Origin of the sequence: Pseudomonas sp. BAY1663 (genome assembly GCF_000582595.1) — a bacterium.
Taxonomy (GTDB): domain Bacteria; phylum Pseudomonadota; class Gammaproteobacteria; order Pseudomonadales; family Pseudomonadaceae; genus Stutzerimonas; species Stutzerimonas stutzeri_AF.
Window position 1 is genome coordinate 10,774 of record NZ_AZSV01000016.1, and the last position, 26,324, is coordinate 37,097.

Consider the following 26,324-nt stretch of genomic DNA (forward strand, 5'->3'; position numbering starts at 1 on the left):
CCTTGGTCACCTCAAATCCTGTCCACGATCTTTTCGAGCTTGTCGAGTGACTTGCTCTTCTCGATGTATGCCGAATACGCCTCTTGAGCGCCCCGAATCAAGGTGTCGTAATGGACGATGCGGCTGCCCGGTGAGATCGATGTCATCGATGACTTGAGGCGGTCGGGGTTCGATGCCTCTTCGTTGACGGTCTTGCCAAGGACGAAGATCACCTCGATATTGGGGCTGACATCGTTTTGCTCGCGCAGGATCTTTTTCAGCTTGTCGACGTAGGTCTGACCTTGCTCCACCAGTTCGAGCAATCCCATCTTGCGGCCGACCTTCTTGAGCTCGACGATGACGTGCTTGCCCGCATTGGTGCGATAGGCGATGTCGACGCGGCCCAGGCGCTCTTTCTCGGTCATGTCTTCGATCAGCACGCCTTCCGTCGTCAGGCGCGATTCCATGATCGGGCTGCCCGTGGCACGCTCCCATGCCGGGTCCAATAACCAGAGGTGATCGAACAGGTACTTCTGGAGCACCCGTTCCTTTGCGTCCTCATCGATGATGGTCTGGAAATCCCGGATGGCATCCAGACGCGATTTGACGATGTCCCGGTAGAGGGATGCCTCAAGCGAGTCTCTGTCGGCGAGCACGGCCAGCAGCCTGTCGGCACTCTCGATGCTCGTCACAAACTCCTCGGTCGAGCCGCGCAGCTTCATGCGCTCGAATGCCAGGATGCCGTGCCGGTACATGAGCTTCCGATCCTCTTCCTCATCGACCGGCAGCGCACTGAGTTTGGCGATCAGCGTCTCCGCGCTCTTTTTGTATCCCTCGGGGAGCGTATCGAGCCACTCGGCGAGGGCGGGCGATGTTTCCTTCGCTTTCTCGACCTCGTGCTTCTTGCGCCATTCCGTCCAGCGCTTCTCGACTTGCGTAAGACGTGATTTCAGGAAAGCGATCAGCTGCCCATATCGGGGGTCATCCTCCTGCACGCGCTGCCGATCGCTGGTCGCGATGTCTGGTGCGTCGTCGGCGTCTAGGAAATCGGCCTCGATCTGCCCGGTGAGGTACTTCGTGTAGAGCCGCCCGTCGTTCAGTTTGTCGAGGATGTTCTCGTGAAACAGGCGGCCACGGGCGAACACGACGATGCCATTCAGATTGCCGGCATCCTCACTATCCAGTTGTTTGGGGAACCTAGCCGTGCCGATCCAGCCACTGACCTTCCACCCTGTATCCCAAGCATCGAAGCGGTTCGGAAGCGATTCCTTCTCCAGGAGCTGACCGGCGGGACTCAGGTCGAGTGCGTCGTCACCGAACTGCCAGAGGAACTGCACCATCGGCAGGTCGCCACGATCGGAGGGTGTGATGGGCTGCCCATCGAGATCGATCTTGAACCGTGGGCCTCCCCGATCACAGAGAAGCGGCGCGCCAGGCGCTTGCGAAGAGCCAGCGCACCACGACCGAGCCGCTGGCGCTTGATATCGCGCAGAACGATTCGTGTTCCCTTGGTTACCGCGATCTGATCGGCGGGCAGGGACTCGGGGCTGTAGAAGGGCTCCCTCTTCTGAACCGATTCGTGGATTCCGTCCACGGTCATGCGAAGGCCATGAGCTGAGCCATCTCTGGCTGACTCGACTTCGATGACGTTAGCAATCGAGAACAGCGAGAGTTTTCCCAGCCCTTTGCGGCCCATCACCGGTCGGCCCTTGGCAGTCGTCTTGCCATGCTCGAGATCTTCATCTCGCCGTCGATAACCGACCCGCAGGTACTTGCCGTTCATGTCATCGACCGACATACCGATACCGTCATCGAGGATCTCGATCCGGTTGCCGTCCGAATCGATCTTGATGTCGACGGTCTCGGCGTCGGCATCCCAGGCGTTCGCGACGGCCTCGGTCAGAACGGCGGCGATGTTGCTGTAGAGGTTGATCCCGAGGTGGTCGAGCACGTTCAGGTCGACCGTCATTCTGTATTTGTCGCTCATAGCTCTCCCTCACCGAACAGCCCGTCGAGGGTGGCGGGAGAGGCCGCCTTCGGTCTGCGTCCGCGTTTGGACTTTGTTGTTGTGGACGCGCCGCTGCTGCTACTCGCAGCTGCTTCGAAGCGTTCACGATTGAGTGCGGTCAGCCGTCCAAGGAGGTCAGCGGTAAGGTCGCTCGACAAAGACCAACGCCAAGGATCATTGGCGGAGCCTCCATCGATCTCACGGAAGTCGTAGACGATCTCAAGGTCATCCCACCCATAGGCCGCTGTCACCTCGTTATCGATTACGACCAGTAACTGCCGCAGCTCGACGATCGTTGCATCCTCCTCGCCAGGGGTATGGATGGCGTTCATGACGTCGGTCAACCCGCATTCGTGCGCAGCGCCGAATGCAACCGCCAAGTCGTTGAAACGCTTTGCCGCATCGATGCCCGCCCGGGAGACTTCACTGCTCGGAACTGGGTACTTGGCGACCGACTCGCTGATGGAAAGCGATAGCGTCTCGCCCAGATTCCCACCGCTGAATCGTTCGAGCCACGCACGAAAGCCTGTGCTTAGCGAGATGGCATAGAGGTCATCCCGCTCCATTCCGATCAGAAGTACCTTGTTCGTGTAGATCCAATCGGACGGAGCGAGCATGCCAACCGGGTACTTTGTGTTCTTTGAGTAGCCGATGAAATTTCCGCGCTGCCGTATGCGCCGCATCAGGTCGGCGCGGTGGTTCCAGAATTGCCACCAACGATCGATCAAACCTTTGTAACTCTTGAGAGCGGCGACCGTGCGAGTCGGTTGCACTTCTTCGACGATGAAGCGATGGGCGATCGGCCATCGTCTGGCGATCTCGTCCAAACTGCGATCACCGATATCCAGCGCCCATCGACCGATGCGATTGAGCGCCGAGCTCGTGATGTCGTCACCTGTGATGTAAGGACGGAGCAGGCTGTCCGGTTCATTCTGGAGTCGCTCAAACCAGGGGCTGTCCGGCGTGATGACGAATGCCAGACCTTTGCTGTTGTTTACACCTTCGAAAGCAAAGAGTGCATCCGGCAGGGTTTGTGGGGCCCAGACATCCGAGGCTTCTGGCTCCAGCCTCGGTCCGATGCGAGCACACTTCCGGCCATCGGCATCGCATTCGGCCGGCCATTCGCCCTTGATGAAACCAACGATGGCAACCACCACGGCTGCCGTGCCGGGCCAAGGCATGCCTTTCTTGGCGAAATAGATCATGCCGTTCTGAACCACTACACCGAGGCCGACATCGATGGCACTACCCTCGGCGATGTTGCTGGTCGCGAGCAGCCCATAACAGCCATCGGTTCGCAGCAGGTCGACGGCGCGACGATGGAAGACCACGCACAAGTCGATCTTGCCCGGAGATGCACCCAAGACCATCTGGCACTGCCATTGCAGCTTGTCACCCATTGCGCTTTTCCAGAGGCGGTTGCCCAGGAACGGCGGGTTGCCGACGAGAGCATCGAATCCGGAGAGCGATCTCGCAAAGACCTCTGGAAATTCCAGTGGCCAATGGAACGGCAAACGTCTTGTCTTTTCAGGAGGGAGATCGGCGCTCAATGCGTTGTGCGCTCGCCGAATCATGGTTTCTATCGCGTCGCGCTTACCATCGACGGCCTGCCCGGCGTGAATCGCGAGCGTGCCGACGGTACTGGACAGGACGTTGGCATTCCCTCCCGAAGAAAGCACTTCGGCGATGAACGCATCGGCGATGCGCTCCGGCACGTCGAGCTTCTGGCGTGCATCGGCATCCAGTCGCGCCATAGCCTCGACGTCACGGATGTCCCGGATGGGCATCTGGCGCAGCGCTTGCCGCAATTCGATCGCCTCGCGCACGGCTTGTTCGATGTTCTGCCCGAACAGGCGTTGCTGACCTTTCCCGGTCGGCGTCATGGTGAGTTCGGTGAGCTGATCCAGCCGATGAATACCGAGCAGGCTGTCGCCACAACGTAGGTTGTGGTCCAGAAAGCCGAACGGCCTCCCCTTGGCCAGCGTCACCAGCCAGATGGAGAGCTTGGCGAGTTCGACCGCCAGCGGATTTAGGTCCACGCCGTAGAGGCAGCGCTCGGCGATGAGGCGGCGGGCGATCACGGTGCGTGCCTCGGTGTCGCGGGGCAGAGGCTCCTTGGTGTGCGGCACATCCAGGACTTCGCCATCCACGCTCACCGGATTTCCACTGCCTTCAGCCAGTGACCAGGCCTCGACCAGGCGATCGGCCAGCCAGCGGCAGGCCTGCACCAGGAAGGCGCCTGAGCCCATGGCAGGGTCGCAGATCTTCAGGTCCAGCAGTTCGGCGGGTGACTTCAACACCCACTGCTCACGCGGGGTACCTTCGGATGGCCCTACGTACGCTATCGGCGTCAACGTCTCGGTGACGATGGTCTCGGTCAGCGATTTTGGGGTGTAGTGGGTGCCAGTCTCGCGACGGTCAGAGCCGGTGGTGACGATGAAGGCCCCGGCGGGGTAGACCAGCGGATAACCCCATGGATCGGTGCGTACCAGGTAGGCAAAAGGCTTGATGCGATTACGGAGGTTGGTGTCCCCATGGCAGGCGGCCAGCAGACGGTCGGCGAGCGTATCGTCGACAGGCTTTACCAGATCGTTGCGCACGCGGCTGGCAGAACTGCCGGAGCGCTCCTGGAGCAGTTCGGCAAGGCGTTCGGCACCGTCGAGGCGGGCGGATTCCAACTCGGCCAACTTGACCCAGGGGGCTTTGGCATTCTTGGTCCCATCCAGTTCCAGCGTGACCTCGGCGGTGCGCTTGACGGTGCGTTCCAGCAGGCCCTCGTAGACGTAACCGATCTGTTCGACGTCCAGCGCACGGTAGGACAATGTCCTGCCCTGAAACTGCTGGATGGCTTCGAGCAACAGCAGCACGGTGCGGTTGTCGATCGGCAGCGGCTTGGCCGGGTCGGTGCGCCAGTCGGAGCCCTTGGCGCGGCCCTCGAGGAAGGGAAAACGATCCGGGTCGAACAGCGAGCCGCCCAGCGCTGGAAGGCGCAGGTTCTCGTGTTCGATGCCACCAAATACGGCACGGAAGATCGCCAGCAGGCGCGACCAGGCATCCCAGCGGCGTTCGAGGATCTCCTCGGATTCCTTGCGCAACTGCATGCGCAGGGTCGAGAGCGCATAGTTGGCCTCGTAGCGCTCGTCTCCGAGCAACAGCAAGCCGCGTTCCTCGGCGGAAAGCAGGAACACCAGCCGCATCATCACCGTCAGCGCGGCTTCGTAGAGCACCGGCTCTTTCACGTCGCGCAGCAACTCGCGGTCGCGGTCCTGGTCGGCTTTGTCGAGGGCCTGGATCAGCACTTCGACGGCGCGCCGCACCTGCTCACCGAGGGCGTCGGTGACTTCGTCCTGATATTTCAGCGAGCGGTCGAACAGTGCCGGCAGTTGCTCGGTTTCATCGACGAAGAAGCGACGAATACCCAGCAGGTGCACGAAGGCTTGCAGGGTGATGGGTTCCTGACTCCAGATGCGGGCGTACCAGCTGGCAAAGGTGGTGACGGCACCAACTGGGGCGTCGACCAGCATCCAGCGCTCGCCATTGGTCACCAGCCCGAGGCGGCAGCCGGTGGCGCGGCACAACTGAACCATGCGATCGGCCGGGGTGGCGGCCCATCCGTCCAGCTTCAGAGTGGCATCGAGATCGACATCCTGTCCGTAAGTGTGGATGAGCATCTGCGGCTTGTCGGCCCGTTGCTCGTCGATGACGGCGAGGTCCGGGGACAGCGTCACGCCGTGTTCTGGCAGGCTCACATTCAGTTCGGCCGCGCACCAGTCGGCGCGCTTCAGAACGTCGCCTTTGCCATCCTCGTCGAGTTCCAGCCCGCGCGCCAACACCTCATCAATCCACGCAGCGTGCAATTCGGCAAACTGCGGATCGTCCGTCTCCAGCGCCTCGCGCCATTCCTCGTAGGCCTGACGCAGCCGTTTGCGCTTGGTTCCGTCGAGTTCTTCCAGACCTTGGGGAAAGGCTTCCTTGAGAACGGGAACGGCGAGGAACGGGCCGGAGATCTCGATGAGCGCCAGCCAGTCGTGGTGCAGGTCGTGATTGCTCATGCTGCATCCCCTTGCATGGCTGACTCGGGAACCAAGAAGACGACGGCAACAGGGAAAGTGCGATCGTCGAGCTTGGAATAGCGGGTTTCGATGGCCTGGACCTCTTGGATGCGCTCGGCCGGGATGCGCGCGAGGCGTGCCTCCAGCGCGGCGGTATCGCGTCTGAGCTGAGTGCGCTCGTCCTCGGTGAACAGCGAAAGCTGCTCGGGCTGTTGGTCTTTCTTCAACTCGCTCTGGATAGCCTTCTCCAACTCGTCGAGCACGGTACCGATGTCATCCATCTCTTGTTGCTTGCGGGTCTGCAGAGTATTGGCCAGAAACTTGAGTCGATCCTTCGAGCGGGCGTCGACCGCTTGCAGGATGGCGGGCTGGGCGCGATCGAAGCGCACCCGAATGGCATCGAGTAGCGAATCGCTCGCAGTGACTGGCTGCGCCTCGTCCAGCCACTGCTGGACACGCGTGACACCCTCTTCGCGCCGGAACGACTGATCGCGCAGATAGCCGCCCGAGACGGTCAGTTCCTCGTGAAGGCGATGGTGGTTGCCACCGGTGATGACCAGCCGCGAGATGACGACCACAGCCGGGCCCTCGATGCTGCCATCCGGTAATGTGCGCACGGTGACGCGATGGAGTTTCTTCACGTCATCCTGCGCCCAGACCTCGGCGCGCAACAGCCTCAGGCACATCTGCACCAGTCGATGATTCAGGTGGACCAACACGACATCGTCTCGCCCCTTGGCCACAGCGTGGTCAAAGGTGATGGGGCGTATCTGCTGGGTATGCGGGTGACGCAGGCCCTCCAGACAGCGCGCCCATGATCCGATAGGGGTGGCATCCTGAATGCGCTGCCTTGGGGTGCATCTGCGAGGGCGACGGGTTCCAACGGGGGGCGGCCCGCTAGCGCGAGACCAGTCTTCACCGCCATCTGGATGTGATCGGGCGTGAGGTGAAAATCCTGCTGGGTGGCGAGGAGTCGTTCATGGAGCTTGGCGACGCGCTCTTTCAGCTCGCGTTCGGCGCGCACGAAGCGCCTGGCCTTGGCAATCTTGGCCTCCGCGAGGCGGGTGTCCAGATCCTTCAGCGAGCCTTCGATGAGCCCGGACATCTGGGGCGCGATGACCGGATTGACGCTGCCCATGTCGGCGCGCATCGACTCCAGTTTGCGCAGCGCACGCAGAATGTCGTCACCATGGCCACCGACCGATGCATGGCTTTTGTCACCGCCGTCGACGGGGTGCCAGATCAGCACCTCTTTCTCGCGTTGTCCGTGACGGTCGATACGCCCGTTGCGCTGCTCCATCACGTTGGGGTTGTAGGGGATCTCCAGGTGGATGAGGCAATTGCAGTGGTTCTGCAGGTCGATACCTTCGGAGGCCGCATCCGTGGCGAGCAGGATGCGGACGGGGGAATCCTTGGGAGATGCCTGGAAGGCTGCCTTGATGGGCTCCCGCTCATCCTGAGTGAGTCCTCCGTGGAGCAGACCGAGTCGTTCGCCACCGAAACCATGGCTGGCGAGGATCTCGTGCATCCACTGGTGGGTGGTGCGGTATTCGGTGAACAGGATCACCCGGCGGTCATTCCACTGACCTCCCGGTTTCAGATTGGCTGAGAGCCAATCTAGGATGGCTCTGGCCTTGGAGTCGGTCTGGTTCTTGGCGCGCTGTGCCCATTGCCTCAAGTCGGCCAGAATCCGTTGTTGCTCTTGCGTAAGCGGTTGGGAACGGCGTGATGCCTCCTCGACGGCCTCCGATTGAGCATTCTCGACTTCCTGGTCGTTGGCGTAATCCTCGTCTGCTTTCAGGATGGCTTTGCGCAGGATGCGCTCGGCCATGGCATCTCGACCCTTGGGCTTGGCGCCATTCGACAGCGAGGCGACGTGCTTCTCGAGCGTGGAAGCGAACGCGGCGGGCGACGAGAAGAGGCGCTTCTTGAGCAGTTGATTGACGAACGAAGTGCCGAATGTGCTGCCGGTCTTCTCCGCGTCTTTTTCGCGGCTGGCACAGTAATCGTTCAGCTTCTGGTGGATCTCCCGTTCCTCGTCCGTGTATGGGACCGCCAGCGCCTGGAGCTTTCGCTGGGCATACAGGGGCTTGCCGTCAGCATCGACGAGATCGCTCTTCAGGCGACGAATCATCACCTGGCTCAGCTGCTTCTCGTCGGGGAGGATGTTCCGGGCGAAGCGTTGATCGTCCAGCAACTCCAGCAGTGAGGTGAACGACTCGGTGTAGCCGTTGTGCGGCGTTGCGGTCAGGAACAGGCGATGCTGGAAATGCGGGCTGATCGCGCGGATGAAGCGGGTCCGCTGACTCTCGAGGGCGTAATGCGCGCCGGCGGCGGGGGCGATGTTGTGCGCTTCGTCGACGACCAGTAGATCGAACTTGCGCGGATGGCCGGCATGGGGCGGCAGGACATCGCGCATGGCGCGCAGCCCCTCGCCACTCTTGACCCAGTCCATCGAGGCGATGAGGCGCGGATGAGATGTCCACGGATTGGCGTGGATGCCGCGTTCGCGCCGCAATTGCTTGATGTAGGCAGTGTCGACCACGCGGAAGTCGAGGCCGAACTTCTCCAGCATCTCGATGCGCCATTTCTCCTGAAGGGATGCAGGACAGATGATCAAGACGGTGCGGGCACGGTGCCGGAGCAGCATCTCCTGGATCACCAGCCCGCCTCGATGGTCTTGCCCAAGCCGACGTCGTCGGCGATGAGCAGGTTGACGCGCGCCATGTCGATGGCGCGCACCAAAGGATCGAGCTGAAAGTCCTCGATGCTGACGCCACTGCGGAACGGTGCCTGCAGAAACCCTCGGTCTGCATTGGTGGCGGCGCCCCATCGCACCGCATCCAGGAAGGCTTCGAGCGTGTCGGAGTGGTCTTGCCCGGTAATGGAAGGCAGGCCCGCACGCTCGATGACTTGTGCGCCGGGTTCGATCTCCCAGATGACTTCCAGTTCTTCGCCGAGGCCGTCCTCGTCGATGGAAGAAAGCGTCACGCAGTTCTGCGACGCCGAAGCCGATTCCAATTTCGAGGAGGCGACATCCGCCACGACCCACTGGCGCCGGCGAACCTCGACCAGCTGGCCGGGCTCCGGACGGGTACGGTAGGTGTGGTGCTTCTGATCGTTCGAGATTTCCATGCAGTCTGCCATCTTCCTGTTCAGTTCTTCTTGTGCGCGCCAGCAGGCGATGTGCAGTGCTTCGCTCTCGCCATGGCGACCGCCTGTGCGACGGTTTCCGTGGCTTCGATCGGGGACTCGTGTTCCCAGAATCGCAGTACCGTCCAACCGACTTCGAGAAGCCTCGAATTCGTGTCGGCGTCCCTGAGGCGATTCGTCTCGATCTTCTGCCGCCAGAACTCGGCGTTCTGCTTCGGCCAGGTGGCATGCTCGGGGCACCCGTGCCAGAAGCACCCGTCGACGAAGACGGCGATCCTCAAACCCGGAAATGCCACGTCTGCGACGCGGCGAGGTTTCTTCAGGACCTCGTAGTCGATCCGGTAACGCAGGCCCCTTCGGTAAAGCTCTCTTCGCAATGCGATCTCGGCATCGGTTCCCTTCTGCCGAACCTTCGCCATGCGGCGACTGGTCTCGGGGGACGAGGGCTGAATGCGCGACATCGGAAGCCCTCGTCAGCTCGTCATCGGGCCGTGACCGATGCGATATGCGTGTTGATGCTGCGCGCGATGGCACGACCGAGATCGACGGGAACCGCGTTGCCGATGAGCCGCCCGAGAACCTTGAAGCTCACTTCGCCGTCATCCGGCACGAACGCGTAGTCGCGTGGAAAGCTCTGGAGGATCGCTGCCTCCCTCAACGAGATGGCTCGGTCCTGTTCTGGGTGCCCGAAACGGCCATTGCCAAAGCCGTAGCATTGCGTGGTCATGGTCGGGGCGGGTTTGTCCCACTCCATGCGGCCGTAGACGCCCGGGTAGGTGCGTCCGCTCTCGGCGCGGTGACAGTCGGCGACCAGATCATCCGGCCAATCGCGCCAGGTGCCACCGGGTTTCGATACCTTGATCCGTTTGAGATTCTTTTCCGATAGCGTCGAAGTGACGTGCAATTTGTCCCTCGGAGCCGCTTCACCAGCACTCAATGGGCGCAAGCGGCCAATGGCTTGACGAACCGTCTTCGGTTTTTCGTGGGTCGGTTCGATCATCGTGATGTCACCATGTTTTGATGCCAGCAGCACCATGCGTCGCCGCATCTGCGGCACGCCATAGCGGGAGCTGTCCACGACATCAAACCAAACGTTGTAGCCGAGCCGTTTCAGCGTATCGACAAAGTCATGAAACACTTCGTGCTTCGCGACGGTAGGGACGTTTTCCATCGTGATGACATCGGGCTTGGCGCCTTTGGCGAGACGCGCGAACTCATACAGCAAGCCCCACTTGCCATCCTTTCCGTCGAGTTCGTAGCGCTGTGCGTAGGTCGAGAAAGGTTGGCACGGTGCGCAGCCCGCGAGAATCGTCAAGTCGGCGTCGCCGAACAGCGCTTTCAGTTCAGACGCGGTGACCTTGCTGATGTCACGTTCGACGAATCGGGCCTGGTTGTTGGCTTCATAGGGAAAGCGGCAGGCCGGGTCCAGATCGATACCGGCAACCACGGGCAGCCCCTCCAGCACGAAGCCGTGCGTCAGCCCGCCCGCTCCGCAGAACAAATCCACACAAGAAATCGTTGTCACATCAAATCTCCTGCTTCCACTTCGATACTTGAACGAAGTAGGCGAAACCCATGGCAAACCAGTACCTCATTCCTTGCCCTTGCTCTCGGCATCCGCCGCCCCTCCAGAACGGGCCCATTCATCCACTTCTTCGGTCTTGAATTTCCACAGCCGGCCGATACGGTGAGCCGGCATGTTCCGCTTGCTGATCCATGCATAGACGGTGTCCTTGCTGACGCCGAGATACTCTGCGATCTCCTCGACCGACAACCAGCGATCTGACATGACATGAGCTTCCATCACAGGGTGGGGCGGAGTACGGGCAATGTTGAGATATTACATCAACCGGCCCACTTGAACAGCCGAATTAGCCCGATTGGACCTGGTTTGAGCGGATTTCATCGGACTTGACGGCCTCATATCTCACCCGGGCTCAGCATGTAGACGCAGCCAGTCATGACGTGAAGCTTCGGGCCTGACATATGGAGGTGAGACCGGGAATCCGGTACGGCACCGGTTCCGATTCTTTGCAGCATGGACATCCGCTCTTCCACACCATCACGCCATTGCCTTAGCTGGAAGGAATGGCACGATGGGACAGACCAACCGCCGCGCATCCGCATGGCCTTCGCTGGCCGTGCTGCTGGCCGTGTTGCTCTCGGCCATGCAACCCGCCATCGCCGACGACACCCCGGAGCGTGAGCAGCTCGCCGCGCTCACCCGCCAACTCGACCTGATCGACCGCCTCGCCGAGCACGCCGCCAATACCGCGCCGCAGGAACGCGCCCGCTATCACTTCGACTACGCCCGGCTGCGCGCAGACCTGAAGCGCGTTCGCGCCGGCCTGCAGGACTACCTCGTGCCCCAGCGCGCCCAGCCGCGCGACCCCGTCCCGCTGGTCGGCGATTACGTCCGCCGCGACCGCGCCGACGACGAGGAGCCGTCGCCATGACGCCCTCCACCGATCAGGTCGCCGCCTTCCAGGCCAACGGTGGCTTTGCGCCTTCGGCCGTCGCTGCCGTGGTGCTCGCTTTCGTGTTCGCCGTGTTGCTGCTGTGGGGCGTGTGGGCCATGCGCACCGCCTACGTCGGCTGGGCCGAGCACCGCATCACTGAACGTCAGTTCCTCGCCGTCGTCGTGCGCTTCGTGGCGATGTACCTGGTGCTGACCTTCTTCCTCCTCTCCTGACCGTCACGAAAGGCCATACGCCATGAACATGCCACCGACATCCCATCGCATTCCGTCCCGCATCGCCGCACCGCTGCTGCCGCTGGCGCTCGCGGGCCTGCCGCTGTCGGCTTTCGCGCAGGGCCTGCCGACCATGGAAGACCCATCACGCGGCCAGGGCAGCGGCATCCTGCAGACCTTGCAGAACTACGGCTACGACATCGTGCTGCTGATCGCGCTGCTCGTGGTCGCCTCGATGTTCGTCGGTGTCTGCTATCACGCCTACACGCGCTACTCGGAGATCCACACCGGCCGCGCCACCTGGGGCCAGTTCGGCCTGACGGTCGCCGTGGGCGCGATCCTGCTGGTGGTCGGCATCTGGCTGCTCACCAAGGCCACCGGCGTGCTCTGAGGGCGGCAAGCGATGGCCGATCCTTCGGAGACCTCGCGCGACACGCTGGTGACCTTCCTGCCGCACCGGCTGAACCGCCAGCCGGTGGTCGTGCGCGGGCTGACCGCCGACGAGTTGTGGATCTGCGCCGGCCTGTCGGCGGCGGCCGGGTTCGCGCTCGGCCTGCCGCTGGCCTGGCTCACGCACAGCATCGCCATGGTGCCCACGCTGATCGTCGCCGGCATCGCGCTGGGCGTCTTCGTCGGCGGCGGCTTCCTGCGCGCGCAGAAGCGCGGCCGGCCCGACACCTGGCTGTATCGGCAGCTCCAGTGGCGGCTGGCATTGCGGCACCCGGCGCTGGCAGCGCTCCTGGGCGGGCAGCGCCTCATCACCCGCTCGGGCTGCTGGACTACCCGGCGCAACAGTGATCGAGGTGCGCCATGAGCCGTTTCAAGAACGAGGTTGCGCACCTGCAGGCGCACGTGAAGACGCTGCGCCTGGGGGCCGGCGCACTGTTCGTGGTGGCGCTGCTGCTCGGCTTCGGCTGGTGGAGTGCGCCGAAGAGTCTCACCATCCATGTGCCGCCGGACCTGCGCTCGGGCAGCACGCGCAAGTGGTGGGACGTGCCCCCCGAGAGCGTGTACGCCTTCTCGTTCTACATCTGGCAGCAGGTACAGCGCTGGCCCACGAACGGCGAAGAAGACTATCCGCGCAACCTGCGCGCGCTATCAGCCTACCTCACGCCGAGCTGCCGGGCCTTCCTGCAGCAGGACTACGAGTACCGGCGCGCCAGTGGCGAGCTGCGTCAGCGCGTGCGCGGCATCTACGAGATTCCCGGCCGCGGCTACGGCGATGATCCGGCCACGCGCGTCAAGGTGGTCTCCGACCGCGATTGGATCGTCACGCTCGACGTGAGCGCGGACGAATACTACGGCTCCGAGCAGGTCAAGCGCGCCCTGGTGCGCTACCCCATCAAGGTCGTCCGGCTGGACATCGACCCCGAGCGCAACCCCTTCGGCCTGGCGCTGGACTGCTACGCCGGCGCACCCCAGCGCATCGAACCGCCGCCGACGCCGACCCAGGCCGGCGCGCCCGCCAACGCATCCGGCCATCTGCAGGGAGACTCCCCATGAAGCCCATTGCCTTGTCGGCCCTGGCCGGCGTCCTGCTGATCCTCGGTTTCGTGCCGGCCAGCCAGGCCGTGGAAATCCTGCGCTGGGAGCGCCTGCCCTTGCCGGTGCCGCTGGTGGTCGGCCAGGAGCGCGTGGTCTTCATCGACCGCAATGTGCGCGTCGGCGTGCCGGCCAGCGTCGGCGACCATCTGCGCGTGCAGAGTGCGGGCGGCGCGATCTACCTGCGGGCGAGCGAGCCGATTCCGCCCACGCGGCTGCAACTGCAGGACGTGGAATCCGGCGCGCTGATCCTGCTCGACATCGCCGCCGAGCCGGCGAAGGACGGCCAGGCGCAACTGGAGCCGGTGCGCATCGTGGAAGCGGCAGCCCCCGCGAAGCGCTACGGCGGCGGTGCAGCAAGCGGCGCGGACGAGCAGGCCGATGCGCCCGCGGGCAAATCCGTTCCCCGGCGCGAAACGCCGGTACCGGTCGTGCTGACGCGCCATGCCGCACAGAACCTGTACGCGCCGCTGCGCACCGTCGAGCCGGTCGCCGGCATCGGGCGCGTGAACCTGCGCCGCGGCCTCGCGCTGGAAACCTTGCTGCCGACGCTGCCGGTGCACGCGCGGGCACTGGCCGCGTGGCGCCTGGAAGACCAGTGGGTGACGGCCGTGCGCCTCACCAACACCTCGGCGCGCTGGCTCGACCTCGACCCGCGCGCCCTGCAGGGGAACTTCGTGGCGGCGACCTTCCAGCATCCGAACCTGGGGCCGGCCGGCAACCCGTCCGACACCACGGTGCTCTACCTGGTCACGCGCGGCCACGGCCTGGCCGAGTCGCTGCTGCCGGCGCTGAGTCCGATCGACGCCAGCGTGAACCTGCCGCCGGCCGCCGCGGCCGGCTCGACCGGAGGAGCGCGCGATGAAGAGTAATCCGCTGCTCAAGTGGCTGCTGATCCCGATGGCGCTGCTGCTGGTGTTCGTCGGCATCAAGCTGTTCTCCGGCGCCCCCGGCGGCCAGGCCGCCCCCAAGGGCGCGGCCAGTACGCTCACGCCCGAGGAGATGAAAGCCCTGGGCATCGCAGGCGACACGCCGCGCGATACCGTCGCCACGCTGGTGGCCCAGGTGAAGCAGTTGCGCACCGAGCTGCAGAGCGCACTCGGCGACAACAAGCAGCACAAGGCCGAGAACGAGCGTCTGCGTGCGCGGGAAAGCGCGATCGACCAACGCATCCAGAGCGCGCTGGAAGGCGAGCGCAACCGCCTGGAGCAGGAGCGCAATCAGGTGGCCAGCGACAGGCAGCAGACCCAGGGGCTGCTGCAGGATCTGCAGCGGCAACTGGACGGCCTTGCCGGCAAGGGTGGCCCGTCCGACCTGCCCGTCGGACTGGGGCTGGAAGAGGGTGACGGCAAGCGCTTCGACCGTGGCGTCGGTGGCACGCAGTGGGTCGAGCCCGACGATGCCAAGGTCGACGCCAAGAACGGCAGCAAGGAGCCAAGCTTTCCCCTGAGCTTCGGGCCGGCCCAGAAAAGCCTGTCGGCCGCAGTGGAATCCGTCGCCGACGTCGGCAGCCGCGCGGTGGGCGCATCCACGAAGGCTGTCTACACCGTGCCGTCGAACTCGACGCTCATGGGGTCGGTTGCCATGACGGCGCTGATCGGGCGCGTGCCGATCGATGGAACGGTCAACGACCCGTACCCGTTCAAGGTGCTGATCGGCCCGGATAACCTCACGGCCAACGGCATCGACATCCCCGACGTGGCCGGCGCCGTGGTCAGCGGCACGGCCTCGGGCGACTGGACGCTCTCGTGCGTGCGCGGGCAAATCCGCTCGGTCACGTTCGTGTTCCAGGACGGCACCATCCGCACGGTGCCGGAGGACAGCAGCAAGGGCGGCAGCAGCGGCGGCAACTCGGGTCACAACGGCGCCAGCATCCAAGGCGGCCTGGGCTGGATCAGCGACCCTTACGGCATTCCCTGCGTCAGCGGCGAGCGGCGCAGCAACGCCCAGCAGTACCTGGGCAGCCAGGCGCTCATCACCGCGGCCGGCGCCGGCGCGGCCTCGCTCATCAAGTCCGACAACGGCAGCGTGGCCGTGGTCGCCAACAGCAACGGTTCGCTGGGCACCGTCGGCATCAGCGGCAACGAAGCGATGGGCCGCATCCTCGCGGGCGGCGTGCGCGACATGGCCGATTGGGTCAACAAGCTCTACGGCCAGGCCTTCGCGGCGGTCTACGTGCAGCCCGGCGCCAGGGTGGCCGTGCATCTGGAGCAGCCGCTCGACATCGACTACGACGCCAAGGGGCGTCGGGTCCACCACCGCACCGGAGAAGCCCATGCCTCGGATCTGGATTGACGCGGCCGCCTTGCTGCTGGCGGCCACCCTGCTCGGCGGCTGCGCCACCAGCAAGGAGAAGCTGCTGCCGCACGGCGACAGCACCATGCTCGACATCTGGCATCAGGAGACCGGCGGCAGCGCGGGCGGCGGCCAGGCCGCGCGGCAACTGCTCGATGCGCGCCAGGGCCTGCGCCGGCCGCTGACCGAGGCCGCTGTGCAGGCGGCGCCCGGCGTGCAGGCGCGCTACACCCGTACCGCGCAGAACGAGATTTACCGCCAGTTCCACCGCCTGCCGAACCCCGACCTGGTGATGTACGTGTTCCCGCACCTGGCGGGCACCGACCCGGTGCCGGTGCCCGGCTACAGCACGGTGTTCCCGCTCTACCAGCGCGTGCAGTACGCGATGCCGGGCGAGCGCGTGGAGGACTACTGATGGCCTGGTCTCTGCCGTGCTCACGCAAGCCCGATGCATCGCCTGCTGACTCCGTGGATGCGACCGATGATGCCTGGGCACGGCACGTAACGGCCTTGGCGGCACAGGGTGTCGCCGAGCCGGGCAGCGCGCTCGGCCGGGGCCGGCGCAGGCCGGCCACCCAGGCCGACCACGATGCGCTCTATGGCGTCGCGCCGTCGTTCGCGGACTTGCTGCCCTGGGTCGAGTACCTGCCCGGCAGCAAGTGCATGTTGCTGGAAGACGGCCAGTCGGTGGCGGCCTTCTTCGAGCTGGCGCCGGTCGGCACCGAGGGCCGCGAGATGGCCTGGCTATGGCAGGCGCGCGATGCGCTGGAGAACGCCCTGCAGGACTCCTTCGACGAGTTGGACGACAACCCCTGGGTGGTGCAGCTCTACGCCCAGGACGAGGCCGACTGGGACAACTATCTGCGCTCCCTGGCGAACTATCTGCAGCCGCGTGCGCAGGACAGCGCGTTCAGCGACTTCTACCTGCGCTTCTTCGCCCATCACCTGCGGGCCATCGCCAAGCCGGGCGGCCTGTTCGAGGACACCACGGTGACGCGCCTGCCGTGGCGCGGCCAGGTCCGGCGCGTGCGCATGGTGGTCTACCGCCGCACGTCCGCGGCGCCGACCCCGCGGCGCGGCCAGTCGCCCGAGCAGGCACTGACCACGATCTGCGACCGCCTCGTCGGCGGGCTGGCGAATGCCGGCGTGAAGGCTCGGCGTCTCGGCGCGGCGGACATCCACGCCTGGCTGCTGCGCTGGTTCAACCCGAATCCGACCCTGCTCGGCGCCACTGCCGAAGATCGGGAACGCTTCTACGCGCTGACCCGCTACCCGGAAGAGCGGGAGGAGGGCGAGATCGAACTCGCCAGCGGCACCGACTTCGCGCAGCGCCTGTTCTTCGGCCAGCCCCGTTCGGACGTGCCCAACGGCCTGTGGTTCTTCGACGGCATGCCGCATCGGGTGATCGCGATGGATCGCCTGCGCACGCCACCCGTGACGGGTCATCTGACGGGCGAGACGCGCAAAGGCGGCGATGCATGAACGCGCTGTTCGATCAGATGCCCGAAGACACGGTGATGTGCCTGACGCTGGTCGCCACGCCCCAGGACGTGCTGGAGGCGCACCTCAACCACCTCGCCAGGAAGGCCGTCGGCGAGACCCTGGCCTCGGAGCAGACCCGGCAGGACGTGCAGCAGGCGCGCGGCCTGATCGGCAGCGCGCACAAGCTCTACCGCGGCGCGCTGGCGTTCTACCTGCGCGGCCGCGACCTGGCCCAGCTCGATGCGCGCGGCCTGCAGCTCGTCAACGTGATGCTCAACGCCGGCCTGCAGCCGGTACGCGAAGAGGACGAGGTGGCGCCGCTGAACAGCTATCTGCGCTGGCTGCCGTGCGTGTTCGATCCGGCGGCCGACAAGCGCCAGTGGTACACCCAGCTCATGTTCGCGCAACATGCGGCGAACCTGGCGCCGGTCTGGGGCCGCAGTCAGGGCACGGGGCATCCGGGCATCACGTTCTTCAACCGCGGCGGCGGCCCGATCACCTTCGATCCGTTGAACCGCCTCGACCGGCAGATGAACGCGCATCTGTTCCTGTTCGGCCCTACGGGGTCGGGCAAGAGCGCGACGCTCAACAATATCCTGAATCAGGTGACGGCGATCTATCGGCCGCGCCTGTTCATCGTCGAGGCGGGCAACAGCTTCGGCCTGTTCGGCGACTTCGCGGCACGTTTGGGCCTCACCGTGCATCGCGTGAAGCTCGCGCCCGGCGCGGGCGTCAGTCTGGCGCCGTTCGCCGACGCCTGGCGCCTGGTCGATACGCCGAGCCAGGTACAGACGCTGGACGCCGATGCGCTCGACGAAGACCAGACCGATGCCGGCATGGCCGTGGAAGGCGATGAGCAGCGCGACGTGCTCGGCGAGCTGGAGATCACTGCACGACTGATGATCACCGGCGGCGAGGACAAGGAAGAAGCGCGCATGACGCGCGCCGACCGCAGCCTGATCCGCCAGTGCATTCTCGATGCGGCCCAGCATTGCGTGGCGGATAGACGCACGGTGCTCACGCGCGATGTGCGCGACGCGCTGCGCGAGCGCGCCCGCGACGCCACGCTGCCGGAGATGCGGCGCGCACGGCTGCTGGAGATGGCCGACGCCATGGACATGTTCTGCCAGGGCGTGGACGGCGAGATGTTCGACCGGTCCGGCACGCCGTGGCCCGAGGCGGACATCACCATCGTGGACCTGGCCACCTTCGCGCGCGAGGCTACAACGCCCAACTCTCGATCGCCTACATCTCGCTCATCAACACCGTCAACAACATCGCCGAGCGCGACCAGTTCCTGGGCCGCCCGATCATCAACGTGACGGACGAAGGCCACATCATCACGAAGAACCCGCTGCTCGCGCCCTACGTGGTCAAGATCACCAAGATGTGGCGCAAGCTCGGCGCCTGGTTCTGGCTCGCCACACAGAACCTGGACGACTTGCCGAAAGCGGCCGAGCCCATGCTCAACATGATCGAGTGGTGGATCTGCCTGTCGATGCCGCCCGATGAAGTCGAGAAGATCGCGCGCTTCCGCGAACTCAACGCTTCGCAGAAGGCGCTGATGCTCTCGGCACGCAAGGAGGCCGGCAAGTTCAGCGAGGGCGTCATCCTGTCCAAGTCGATGGAAGTGCTGTTCCGCGCCGTGCCGCCCAGCCTCTACCTGGCGATGGCGATGACCGAGCCCGAGGAGAAGGCCGAACGCTTCCAGTTGATGCAGCAGCACGGCATCAGCGAGCTGGATGCCGCCTTCCGCGTGGCCGAGAAGATCGACCGTGCGCGGGGCATCGAACCCCTGGCGCTGGACACGCTGGCCTGACGGGAGCGACACGATGCGCCTGCCTTCATTCGCCCGCCGTCATCCCTGGATCGGTCTGCTGATCGTGGCGACGATTGCGGTGGCCTCGTGGATGCTGCTGCGCGCGCCGCATCCGGCAACCGAGCCCATGTCCCTGGCCGCCGCCGGGTCCGAAGCGTCGAAACCGGCCGGCCCGCCCTGGCTGTATGGCCGTGCCGATGCGCGCTTCACGGTGGTCGGGTACGCCGACCTGGAGTGTCCGTACTGCCGGGCCTACTTCCCCGCGCTCAAGCGCTGGATCGACGCCCATCCCGAGGTGAACTGGCAGTGGCACCACCTGCCGCTGTCCATGCACGAGCCGGCCGCGACTGCCGAGGCACGCCTGGCCGAGTGCGCGGGCGAGACGGGCGGACATGCCACGTTCTGGCAGGCCGTGGCGTGGCTCTACGCGAACACCCGCGGCGACGGCCAGGGCCTGCCGGAGGGCCTGCGCTATCCCGACCTCACGCCAGCCATGCAGGGTTGTCTCGACAGCGAGCGCCCCGATGCCGTCATCCGTGCCCAGGCGGTGGAAGCGGCACAGCAGGGCATCGCGGCCACGCCGGCCTTGCAACTGCGCGACCGCGAGTCCGGCAAGACCCTCCTGCTGCACGGCCCCGTCGAAGGCGATGCCTTGCTGTCGGCCATCGACCTGCTCGCCGCCGGCAGCACGACCGCAGCCGAACCCGCCCATTCCCCAGACATGCCCGCCGGCGTTGCCGGTGACATGCCCAGGTAGCCATCGATCTTCAAGGCTGCGGCGCGGCTCGTCCGCGTTGATCGAAACCCGTTCGCATCGCATCCCTTGACGCGAACAGCCACCGCATCCGCGGTGGTGGATGCCCGCTCGTCACCTGTTCCATCCCCATCGTCCCCAGGAGGGTTTGCCCTCCAGCGGCAGGCGCCCTCCGATCTCATCCATTGGAGGTTCGCCATGTCTCTCGTCATCGCCGACTCCTGCCCGGAGTCGCTCACCCTGATCGCCGCCCAGCACGAAGACTGGATCATCCGGCAGGCCATCACCCTGCTGGAGAACCGCGTGTTCAAGGCCGGTCCAGCGCTGGGCAGTCCCGCCGCCGTGCGCGACTACCTGCGCCTGAAACTGGTCGCGGAGCCGAACGAAATCTTCGCCGTCGTGTTTCTCGACAACCAGCACCAGGTGCTCTCCTTCGAGCCGCTGTTCAAGGGCACGGTCGACCAGACTTCGGTGTATCCGAGGGTGGTGGTTCAGCGTGCGCTGGCGCTCAACGCTTCGGCGCTGATCCTGGCGCATCAGCACCCCTCGGGGAACACCGAGCCCTCGGCCGCTGATCGTGCGATCACCGAGCGGTTGAAGAGCGCCCTGGCCACCGTCGATGTCCGGGTGCTGGATCACTTCATCGTCGGCAAGGGCAGCCCGTACTCGTTCGCCGAAGCCGGCTTACTGTAGTCCGCAGGCGTCCCTCCGGGGGCGCCTGTTCCTCTTGCCCCTCTCCACAAGAACTGCCATGAACGGTTCCGGTTGCCACCTTGGCGATGCGTTCTGATGGTCACGATTTCGGAAGCTTGCAAGCTTGCGGGATACGCGGCTGAACCGGCCTTTATTTGTTGAGAGGCACACCTTTACATGGCAGAATGTGCGTATTTTCTAGTTGCCAGCAACGCGAATGTCTGCCGTCACCGCCATCCAGTACACTCAGGATCAGATGCGCACGCTAACTGGCGTGTCCGCCGAAACGGTGCGGCATTGGCGCAAGACCGTGCCCTACTTGGCGTCCAAGACCGGGAAGGCTGCCCGATTCACCTTCGCCGATCTCCTTGGCTTGGCCGTTACCAATGAGCTGGTCAGCTCATTGGGCGTGCACATCGCCACCGTCAGCGTCGGCGTGGACGCGCTTTTTCGGTTGCTGAGCACCAGTGGCGCGTTGGCGCTGAACGGGTCTGTGGCGTTCGTGACGCCCACTTTGGCGAACCTGTGCGATATCGGCCCCGAGGGGGTTGGGCCGGCGCCGGCCCAACCGACTCTCGTGATCCCGCTCGATCCGTTGATCATGCGGCTTCAGCAGCACATGCTGCCGATCGTCCCGACGCCGAGCCAGGCAGCGTTGCCGTTTCCACCCGAAGCTATCCGGAGTAGGGCGTGAACACTGCCACGCTGGAACAGGTGCTCGCCGCAACCGGCTACCTGCCGGACGGGCGACCCGCGCCCGGCCTTCGGTTGGGGGCTGAGGCGCAGTCCTCGCGCCACGGCCGCGTTTTTGTTCCGGACGCATTGTGGCGCAGCGCGTCGTCGTTGACCGTCTACTTCAAGTTTGAGCAAAGCGCGCCTGCAGACGATCTGGTCAGCCAGTGGCGACGAGAGGTCTGGAACGAGGGGTTCGCGCCGTTGCTGTGGGTGATCTCGCCGCAGCGTATCGACCTGTACAACGGTTTCGGCACACCCGCGAAAGAAGGCGATGCCCAGAGACATTTGATTCGGCGTTTCGAGAACATCGAAGCTTCGCTTCATGAACTGGACGAGTTGGCCGGCCGACTGGCGATCGAGACGGGCCAATTCTGGGCCCAGGTGCCGGCCATCGATCGCAAGACCAGCGTCGATCAGAAGCTCCTGTCTGACCTTGGATGTCTCGAACGCGATTTGGTCGCAGGCAATCTCGCGCGCGATGCGGCGCAGGCCTTGATTGGGCGCGTGATCTTCACCCAGTACCTGATTGACCGCGAGATCGTCAGTGCGGCGCGGTTGAAGCGGGTATGCGGCCGCACGGCGTTGCCGGCGATCCTGCGCGACCGGCCAGCGACCAGCAAGCTGTTCGCATGGCTGGCCCAGACCTTCAACGGCGATATGTTTCCGCCCTCGTCGGTGAAAACGACACCAGCCGCTCACCATTTGACGCGGGTTGCGGAGTTCCTGGAGGCTGTCGATCCTGAAAGCGGGCAACTCAGCTTCTTCCCCTACCAGTTCGACGTGATTCCGGTCGAGCTCATCAGCTCGATCTACGAGCAGTTTGCACATGCTGAGCCGCAGACTGGAGGAAAGCGCACAGAAGCGTTGCGAAACGGCGTGCACTACACGCGACTGTCCGTCGTCTCGCTGGTCCTCGATGAGGTCATGGATGGTCTATCTGGACGGGAGTCGGTGCTGGATTTGACGTGCGGCTCCGGTGTCTTCCTGGTCGAAGCGCTGCGGCGCTTGGTTCATCTTCGCTCGCAAGGTCAGCCGCCCACGAGGGAGCTGATCCGCTCGACGCTCTACGGGCAGGTGTATGGCGTAGACATTAGCGAAGCCGCGATTCGCGTCGCTGCGTTCAGCCTGTACCTGGCTGCGCTTGAGCTGGACCCTGACCCGCAACCACCGCAGTCCCTGAAGTTCCAGCCATTGATCGGCAGGACATTGCTCGTCGGTGACGCTCGTACTGTCGAACGTGATGGAGATGGCAAGGCCGTGCTGGCGACGCCGACAGGGCTGAAGCAGTTCGACCTTATCGTGGGCAATCCCCCTTGGAGCTTTAGGGGGCAGACAGGAACCGAAGCGCGGCGCAAGACCAGGGTTGCGGGCGTACCTGCGCAACCGCGCGGTGAAGGCTTGGATTTCGTGTTGCGAGCGGCGGAGTTCTCACATGAGAAGACCCGTTTCGGCATCATTCTTAGCGCGATGCCGTTCTTCAGCCGCAGCGGCACCGGCATGGCAGCAGCTCAGCATGTGATGCGAGCCGTGGCTCCGATCACCTTGGTAAATCTGTCCAATTTGTGCAGTTGGCTCTTCGCGACAGCGGCTATGCCCGCAGTGGTTCTCTTTGCCCGTCATCGACCGAAGCAGCGAACGGATCAGGTCACGGTCGTTCAGATCCCGTGGACGCCCAGCGGTGCAAGGACTCATTCGTTCGAGGTGGCGCCGAGTGACGTCATCACTTTGACACTCGACGAGATCCAAGAACAGCCGTTGAAGCTCAAGGCAGCAGCCGTTGGCCGGCGCCGTGACCTCCTATTGCTGGATGACTTGACTTCGGCCCACAGAAATCTGGGCGAGCAACTCTCATTACTCGACACTACCTTCCAGGTTGGATTGATTCGCGGGCCCAGAGAATCAGACGCGCGATGCTCGCCCGCTAAAAGGATTGGATGTACTGCAAGTCAAAGACATGCAGCACTTCAACATTCCCGATGATTTGCCGACTTTCAGCCAATCGAAGGCACAATGGCCACGATCGCGGGAGATATATCAAGCCCCGCTTCTCATCGTGAAGGAAATGCTTCTGGGGAGTCCACGCGTCTTGGCGGCCGTCTCCGAGCGGGATCTCGTCTTCACGAACTCATACTTCGCAGTGTCTCTTCCGAGAGGGCACACGCGGACGGCACATTTGCTTGCCACCGTGTTGAGTTCTGCTTTTGCGACATGGTTCTTCTATCTGACCGCTGCAGAGTTTGGAATCTACAAGAGGAAGCTGCTGGCTCGCGACCTCAGCTTCCTACCGGTGCCTAATTTCACGAGCGCAGTGAAATCTGAGGCTGGCCAGCGCCTGCTGCAGATTGAGAAGAATCTGCGCGCCAACGGCACCGACGAGAGGGGATGGGCTGAACTGGACGAAGCTGTCTTCGATCTGTACGAACTGAACGATGCCGACCGAACTGTCATTCGAGACGGCCTCCTTCGCGCCGGGTGGCAATGGGAAACCGGCCGCGAATCATCCGTGGAGCCATCGGACAGTCGTACTGAGGTCACGGCGTATGCCAAGACGTTCCTGTCCGTTATCGAGGATTGGCTTTCCGTTCGCAATAAGCGGCACATGCGCGCCGAAGTGCTCGACTTGCCAAGCAGTTCGGCCTTGCGCGTCGTGCGCTTTGTCTTGGAAGAGGGGCCGGGTAATGCGAGCGTGAGCGTCGTGGCACCACAAGGCGAATTGGGTGAAGTACTGGCACGTATCGGCAGGCGCCTGAAAGTCAAGATTGCGACCGCGCTCAGTGCAGAGCGGGAATTGCGAGTACACGGACGCAACGAAGTCGTGATCATCAAGCCAGCAGCGCGGCGCTACTGGATGGGCATAGCGGCACTGGAAGATGCCGATGCAGTGGTCGCGGAGAGCTTTTCAGGGGGCAAAGTTTGAGGATCCCCTATGAGACACCTCCTGCACTGGCAGAGAGTTCATTGAACTTGAGCCCGAGGTTGTGGCGGTCATTCTGCTGACACTGGCCGCAGGTTGGCAGCGAGCATGCGCAGCCGAGGACGTGAATGCCAACGCTGGAGAGGTAATCATGACCGAGCGCCTGCGGGACGGGATGCGCATTGCGCTGAAGAACTCCCCGTGGAAGCAGATCATGGTGCTGCCTGGCACGGAATCGCGATCTAAAAGCAACGTGATGCTGCCAGACGGACGTACCGACATCCCGCTGGCGTTCGTCGAAATTTTCTTGCGCACGCAGGAGCATGATCCGCACGCGATCATCGAATGCAAACGAATCGCCGGGTCGGACACTCACTTGTGTCGAGAGTACGTCGTCGAGGGCATGGATCGATTCATCCAGGAGAAGTACGGCGAGAACCATGCTATCGGCTTCATGGTGGGGTACGTTCTTGCCGGCGTTCCTTCGGAATCCGCGGATGGCGTCAACGCTTACTTGAGAAGAGTTTCGCGCTCGGTAGATCGCCTCGCCCCGAGCGACATCAGTGACGGGACTTGGCAGAGCCTACACGCACGCTCCAAGCCGTCGATGCCGATTCGCTTACAGCATGCGTTTCTTGGGTTCGCGGGCACCTCAGCGTCCCGCACCTGATCTCCGCCTCCGACAGGAGGCAATCACAACGCTCACAACGGCATAGGGTATGAAACCGGCAGGGGCCGGATGCGGTTTCTTTGTCGCGCTAGATCGGCACTTGAAGTCGACTGTGACTTTGATCGACTCCAAGGACGCCCGATATGCCGGCCCCCGTCTTCAAGGCTTCGCCCCGGCTGCCGACCATCAGCATTGCGCCCGGACTGTGGGCAGTGCTGTTCATGTTTACCCAGACTGCAGCAGCCGACGTGCTCGTCGTCACCGACAGCCGTCATCCGGTGCAGGCCCCGGCCGGCGTGCGGGTCATCGAGATGGACCAGGCCACGCGCATCGAGGTCGAACTCGCCGCGCACCTGCCGGCCGACCCGCAACAGGCCGCGGCCCTGGTGCGGCAGCGGTTGCATGATGGCGGCGAGGCCCTGCAGCGCCGCATCGGCCACGCCTATCAGGGCGTCGCTGATGCCTGGGGACTGGGCATCGCCAGAATTCCCGCCGTGGTGGTCGATCGACGCTACGTGGTCTACGGCGAGCCCGACGTGCCCCGCGCCGTTGCGCGCATCGACGCCTACCGGAGCACGCAGCCATGAGCCTCCTGCGGGCATCCCGACGCCTGCGCGCCACCGTCGCCTCGCTGCTGTTGGGCACGGCCACGTCGACGTTCGCCCTGGACACCGCCACCATCGTCTCGTCAGCGTTATCGCCCGACTGCCTCGAATACCGCGTGGTCGGAATCTGCTACTGGCTGTACTGCACGCCCTTCGGCTGCTCGGTTCGCACTTCCGTCAAGGTGCGCCACTACGTCCCCGATGCGGTGGTATCGAGTTACTCGAACACTGGAGAAAACCCGTGGCTGGAAGTCAGGGCGATGAGCATGCCCAACCCGACCGCCAAGCTGGCGGTGACGGCACGACCAATCACGACAACGAGAACAACCTCGCCAAGTTCAAGAACGCCGATGTCATCGGCCATCCGGCCGGGAAGGTGTTCAGCAAGTTCGCCAGCGCCTCCGGCTACACCTGCGAGGGCGCTGGCACGGCCTTCATGCCGTATCTGCTGAGTACGCTCGACACGATCGCCTGGCGCTACAACATCCCGGAAGCGTTCTACCCCGAAGCGCTCATCCCCGGCCGGCGCGAAATCGGTACGCGCACCGGCCTGAACCTCTGGGGCAACGTGTATCCGCGCGGCGGCTTCCTGCACCAGACCGACGACCACGAGAGCGGCGCCGTGGTCGCGCAGCGCGCGGGCGACATCGTCACCCGCCGCAACCAAGTCCACGTTTATCAGCCGCTGCTGGCCAACGCCCGCGACGGGTACTGGCCGGCCGGCGCGTTGATGGAGACCGACGCCTCGACGGGCAAGTGGCAGGAGCTGACGCCCACGCTCTCGAACAGTTGCGTGGTCTTCCCGCACAGCCGCACCCGCGTGCAGGCCCAGCAGGGCGACTACGCCTGGGCCTTGTGGCGGCCGTACTCTTGCTGCCGGCGCCGTGGCCAGGTCTTCCTCGGCTGCGTCGATTTCATGTGAGGAACCCAC

24 protein-coding genes and 2 pseudogenes are annotated in these 26,324 nt (G+C 64.2%); 17 read left to right on the forward strand and 9 right to left on the reverse strand.

The genetic code is table 11. The features are described from left to right. Positions 1–11: 11 nt before the first annotated feature. The 9 genes from BAY1663_RS07035 to BAY1663_RS07060 all read right to left on the reverse strand — a co-directional run bounded on the left by BAY1663_RS07035 (position 12) and on the right by BAY1663_RS07060 (position 10,981). Complete coding sequence (locus BAY1663_RS07035; protein ID WP_218186651.1) at positions 12–1,319, reverse strand: hypothetical protein; 1,308 nt, start codon at positions 1,317–1,319, stop codon at positions 12–14. After that, on the reverse strand, positions 1,274–1,966 hold the full coding sequence (locus BAY1663_RS24745) for an ATP-binding protein (RefSeq protein ID WP_218186652.1): 693 nt from the start codon (positions 1,964–1,966) through the stop codon (positions 1,274–1,276). The genes BAY1663_RS07035 and BAY1663_RS24745 overlap by 46 nt, the downstream gene beginning before the upstream one ends. Further along, positions 1,963–6,039, reverse strand: a complete 4,077-nt coding sequence (locus tag BAY1663_RS24750) for an Eco57I restriction-modification methylase domain-containing protein (protein WP_196696644.1) — start codon at positions 6,037–6,039, stop codon at positions 1,963–1,965. Before BAY1663_RS24750 ends, BAY1663_RS24745 begins: the two co-directional genes overlap by 4 nt. After that, the gene (locus BAY1663_RS25055; protein WP_256206580.1) at positions 6,036–6,758 is read right to left on the reverse strand and encodes a hypothetical protein; all 723 of its coding nucleotides are present in this window, start codon (positions 6,756–6,758) and stop codon (positions 6,036–6,038) included. The genes BAY1663_RS24750 and BAY1663_RS25055 overlap by 4 nt, the downstream gene beginning before the upstream one ends. After that, positions 6,743–8,701 (reverse strand): DISARM system SNF2-like helicase DrmD, encoded by a 1,959-nt coding sequence (gene drmD, locus BAY1663_RS25060; protein WP_256206581.1) that lies wholly within the window; start codon positions 8,699–8,701, stop codon positions 6,743–6,745. Before drmD ends, BAY1663_RS25055 begins: the two co-directional genes overlap by 16 nt. Further along, positions 8,698–9,174: a hypothetical protein gene (locus tag BAY1663_RS25065; protein WP_256206582.1), complete on the reverse strand. Its 477-nt coding sequence runs from the start codon at positions 9,172–9,174 to the stop codon at positions 8,698–8,700. Before BAY1663_RS25065 ends, drmD begins: the two co-directional genes overlap by 4 nt. Before the next feature lie 20 nt (positions 9,175–9,194). After that, positions 9,195–9,653 (reverse strand): very short patch repair endonuclease, encoded by a 459-nt coding sequence (locus BAY1663_RS07050; protein ID WP_011805416.1) that lies wholly within the window; start codon positions 9,651–9,653, stop codon positions 9,195–9,197. 20 nt (positions 9,654–9,673) lie between these two features. Continuing rightward, the gene (locus tag BAY1663_RS07055) at positions 9,674–10,717 is read right to left on the reverse strand and encodes a DNA cytosine methyltransferase (RefSeq protein WP_023657714.1); all 1,044 of its coding nucleotides are present in this window, start codon (positions 10,715–10,717) and stop codon (positions 9,674–9,676) included. A gap of 66 nt (positions 10,718–10,783) precedes the next feature. After that, a complete protein-coding gene (locus tag BAY1663_RS07060) occupies positions 10,784–10,981 on the reverse strand; it encodes a helix-turn-helix domain-containing protein (protein ID WP_177325798.1) in 198 nt (65 codons plus the stop codon). Between the two features lie 307 nt (positions 10,982–11,288). On the opposite strand from BAY1663_RS07060, the gene BAY1663_RS07065 reads away from it, so the two are divergent. From BAY1663_RS07065 to BAY1663_RS07140, 17 genes and pseudogenes are all read left to right on the forward strand, one after another. Continuing rightward, positions 11,289–11,648, forward strand: a complete 360-nt coding sequence (locus tag BAY1663_RS07065) for an RAQPRD family integrative conjugative element protein (protein WP_037038969.1) — start codon at positions 11,289–11,291, stop codon at positions 11,646–11,648. Continuing rightward, the gene (locus tag BAY1663_RS07070; RefSeq protein WP_037038972.1) at positions 11,645–11,884 is read left to right on the forward strand and encodes a TIGR03758 family integrating conjugative element protein; all 240 of its coding nucleotides are present in this window, start codon (positions 11,645–11,647) and stop codon (positions 11,882–11,884) included. Before BAY1663_RS07065 ends, BAY1663_RS07070 begins: the two co-directional genes overlap by 4 nt. A gap of 22 nt (positions 11,885–11,906) precedes the next feature. Next, positions 11,907–12,275: a TIGR03745 family integrating conjugative element membrane protein gene (locus BAY1663_RS07075; protein WP_004254916.1), complete on the forward strand. Its 369-nt coding sequence runs from the start codon at positions 11,907–11,909 to the stop codon at positions 12,273–12,275. 12 nt (positions 12,276–12,287) lie between these two features. Then, positions 12,288–12,698: a TIGR03750 family conjugal transfer protein gene (locus BAY1663_RS07080; RefSeq protein WP_037038974.1), complete on the forward strand. Its 411-nt coding sequence runs from the start codon at positions 12,288–12,290 to the stop codon at positions 12,696–12,698. Next, positions 12,695–13,387 carry a PFL_4703 family integrating conjugative element protein gene (locus BAY1663_RS07085; protein WP_023085008.1) on the forward strand — a complete coding sequence of 231 codons (693 nt, stop codon included), beginning with the start codon at positions 12,695–12,697 and terminating at the stop codon, positions 13,385–13,387. The genes BAY1663_RS07080 and BAY1663_RS07085 overlap by 4 nt, the downstream gene beginning before the upstream one ends. Further along, complete coding sequence (locus BAY1663_RS07090) at positions 13,384–14,298, forward strand: TIGR03749 family integrating conjugative element protein (RefSeq protein ID WP_037038978.1); 915 nt, start codon at positions 13,384–13,386, stop codon at positions 14,296–14,298. The genes BAY1663_RS07085 and BAY1663_RS07090 overlap by 4 nt, the downstream gene beginning before the upstream one ends. After that, positions 14,288–15,721, forward strand: a complete 1,434-nt coding sequence (locus BAY1663_RS07095; RefSeq protein WP_037038980.1) for a TIGR03752 family integrating conjugative element protein — start codon at positions 14,288–14,290, stop codon at positions 15,719–15,721. Before BAY1663_RS07090 ends, BAY1663_RS07095 begins: the two co-directional genes overlap by 11 nt. Beyond that, positions 15,702–16,136 (forward strand): TIGR03751 family conjugal transfer lipoprotein, encoded by a 435-nt coding sequence (locus BAY1663_RS07100; protein WP_037038984.1) that lies wholly within the window; start codon positions 15,702–15,704, stop codon positions 16,134–16,136. The genes BAY1663_RS07095 and BAY1663_RS07100 overlap by 20 nt, the downstream gene beginning before the upstream one ends. Continuing rightward, positions 16,136–19,022, forward strand: a pseudogene (locus BAY1663_RS07105) (conjugative transfer ATPase). The gene BAY1663_RS07100 and the pseudogene BAY1663_RS07105 overlap by 1 nt, the downstream one beginning before the upstream one ends. A gap of 13 nt (positions 19,023–19,035) precedes the next feature. Further along, positions 19,036–19,779, forward strand: coding sequence for a thioredoxin domain-containing protein (locus BAY1663_RS07110; protein WP_037038987.1), 744 nt, complete (start codon positions 19,036–19,038; stop codon positions 19,777–19,779). Positions 19,780–19,974: 195 nt separating this feature from the next. After that, positions 19,975–20,469, forward strand: coding sequence for a DNA repair protein RadC (gene radC / locus BAY1663_RS07115; protein ID WP_037038990.1), 495 nt, complete (start codon positions 19,975–19,977; stop codon positions 20,467–20,469). Positions 20,470–20,686: 217 nt separating this feature from the next. Beyond that, positions 20,687–21,163 (forward strand): MerR family transcriptional regulator, encoded by a 477-nt coding sequence (locus tag BAY1663_RS07120; protein ID WP_003292122.1) that lies wholly within the window; start codon positions 20,687–20,689, stop codon positions 21,161–21,163. Further along, positions 21,160–23,184, forward strand: a complete 2,025-nt coding sequence (locus tag BAY1663_RS07125; protein WP_256206586.1) for a class I SAM-dependent DNA methyltransferase — start codon at positions 21,160–21,162, stop codon at positions 23,182–23,184. Before BAY1663_RS07120 ends, BAY1663_RS07125 begins: the two co-directional genes overlap by 4 nt. After that, entirely contained in the window at positions 23,159–24,121 is a 963-nt protein-coding gene (locus BAY1663_RS25070; RefSeq protein WP_249121790.1) for a hypothetical protein, read from the forward strand. The genes BAY1663_RS07125 and BAY1663_RS25070 overlap by 26 nt, the downstream gene beginning before the upstream one ends. A gap of 148 nt (positions 24,122–24,269) precedes the next feature. Beyond that, positions 24,270–24,788: a hypothetical protein gene (locus BAY1663_RS07130; protein WP_013721898.1), complete on the forward strand. Its 519-nt coding sequence runs from the start codon at positions 24,270–24,272 to the stop codon at positions 24,786–24,788. A gap of 143 nt (positions 24,789–24,931) precedes the next feature. Further along, entirely contained in the window at positions 24,932–25,375 is a 444-nt protein-coding gene (locus BAY1663_RS07135; protein ID WP_037038992.1) for a TIGR03757 family integrating conjugative element protein, read from the forward strand. Further along, positions 25,372–26,315 (forward strand): annotated as a pseudogene (locus BAY1663_RS07140) (TIGR03756 family integrating conjugative element protein). The gene BAY1663_RS07135 and the pseudogene BAY1663_RS07140 overlap by 4 nt, the downstream one beginning before the upstream one ends. Positions 26,316–26,324 lie beyond the last annotated feature (9 nt).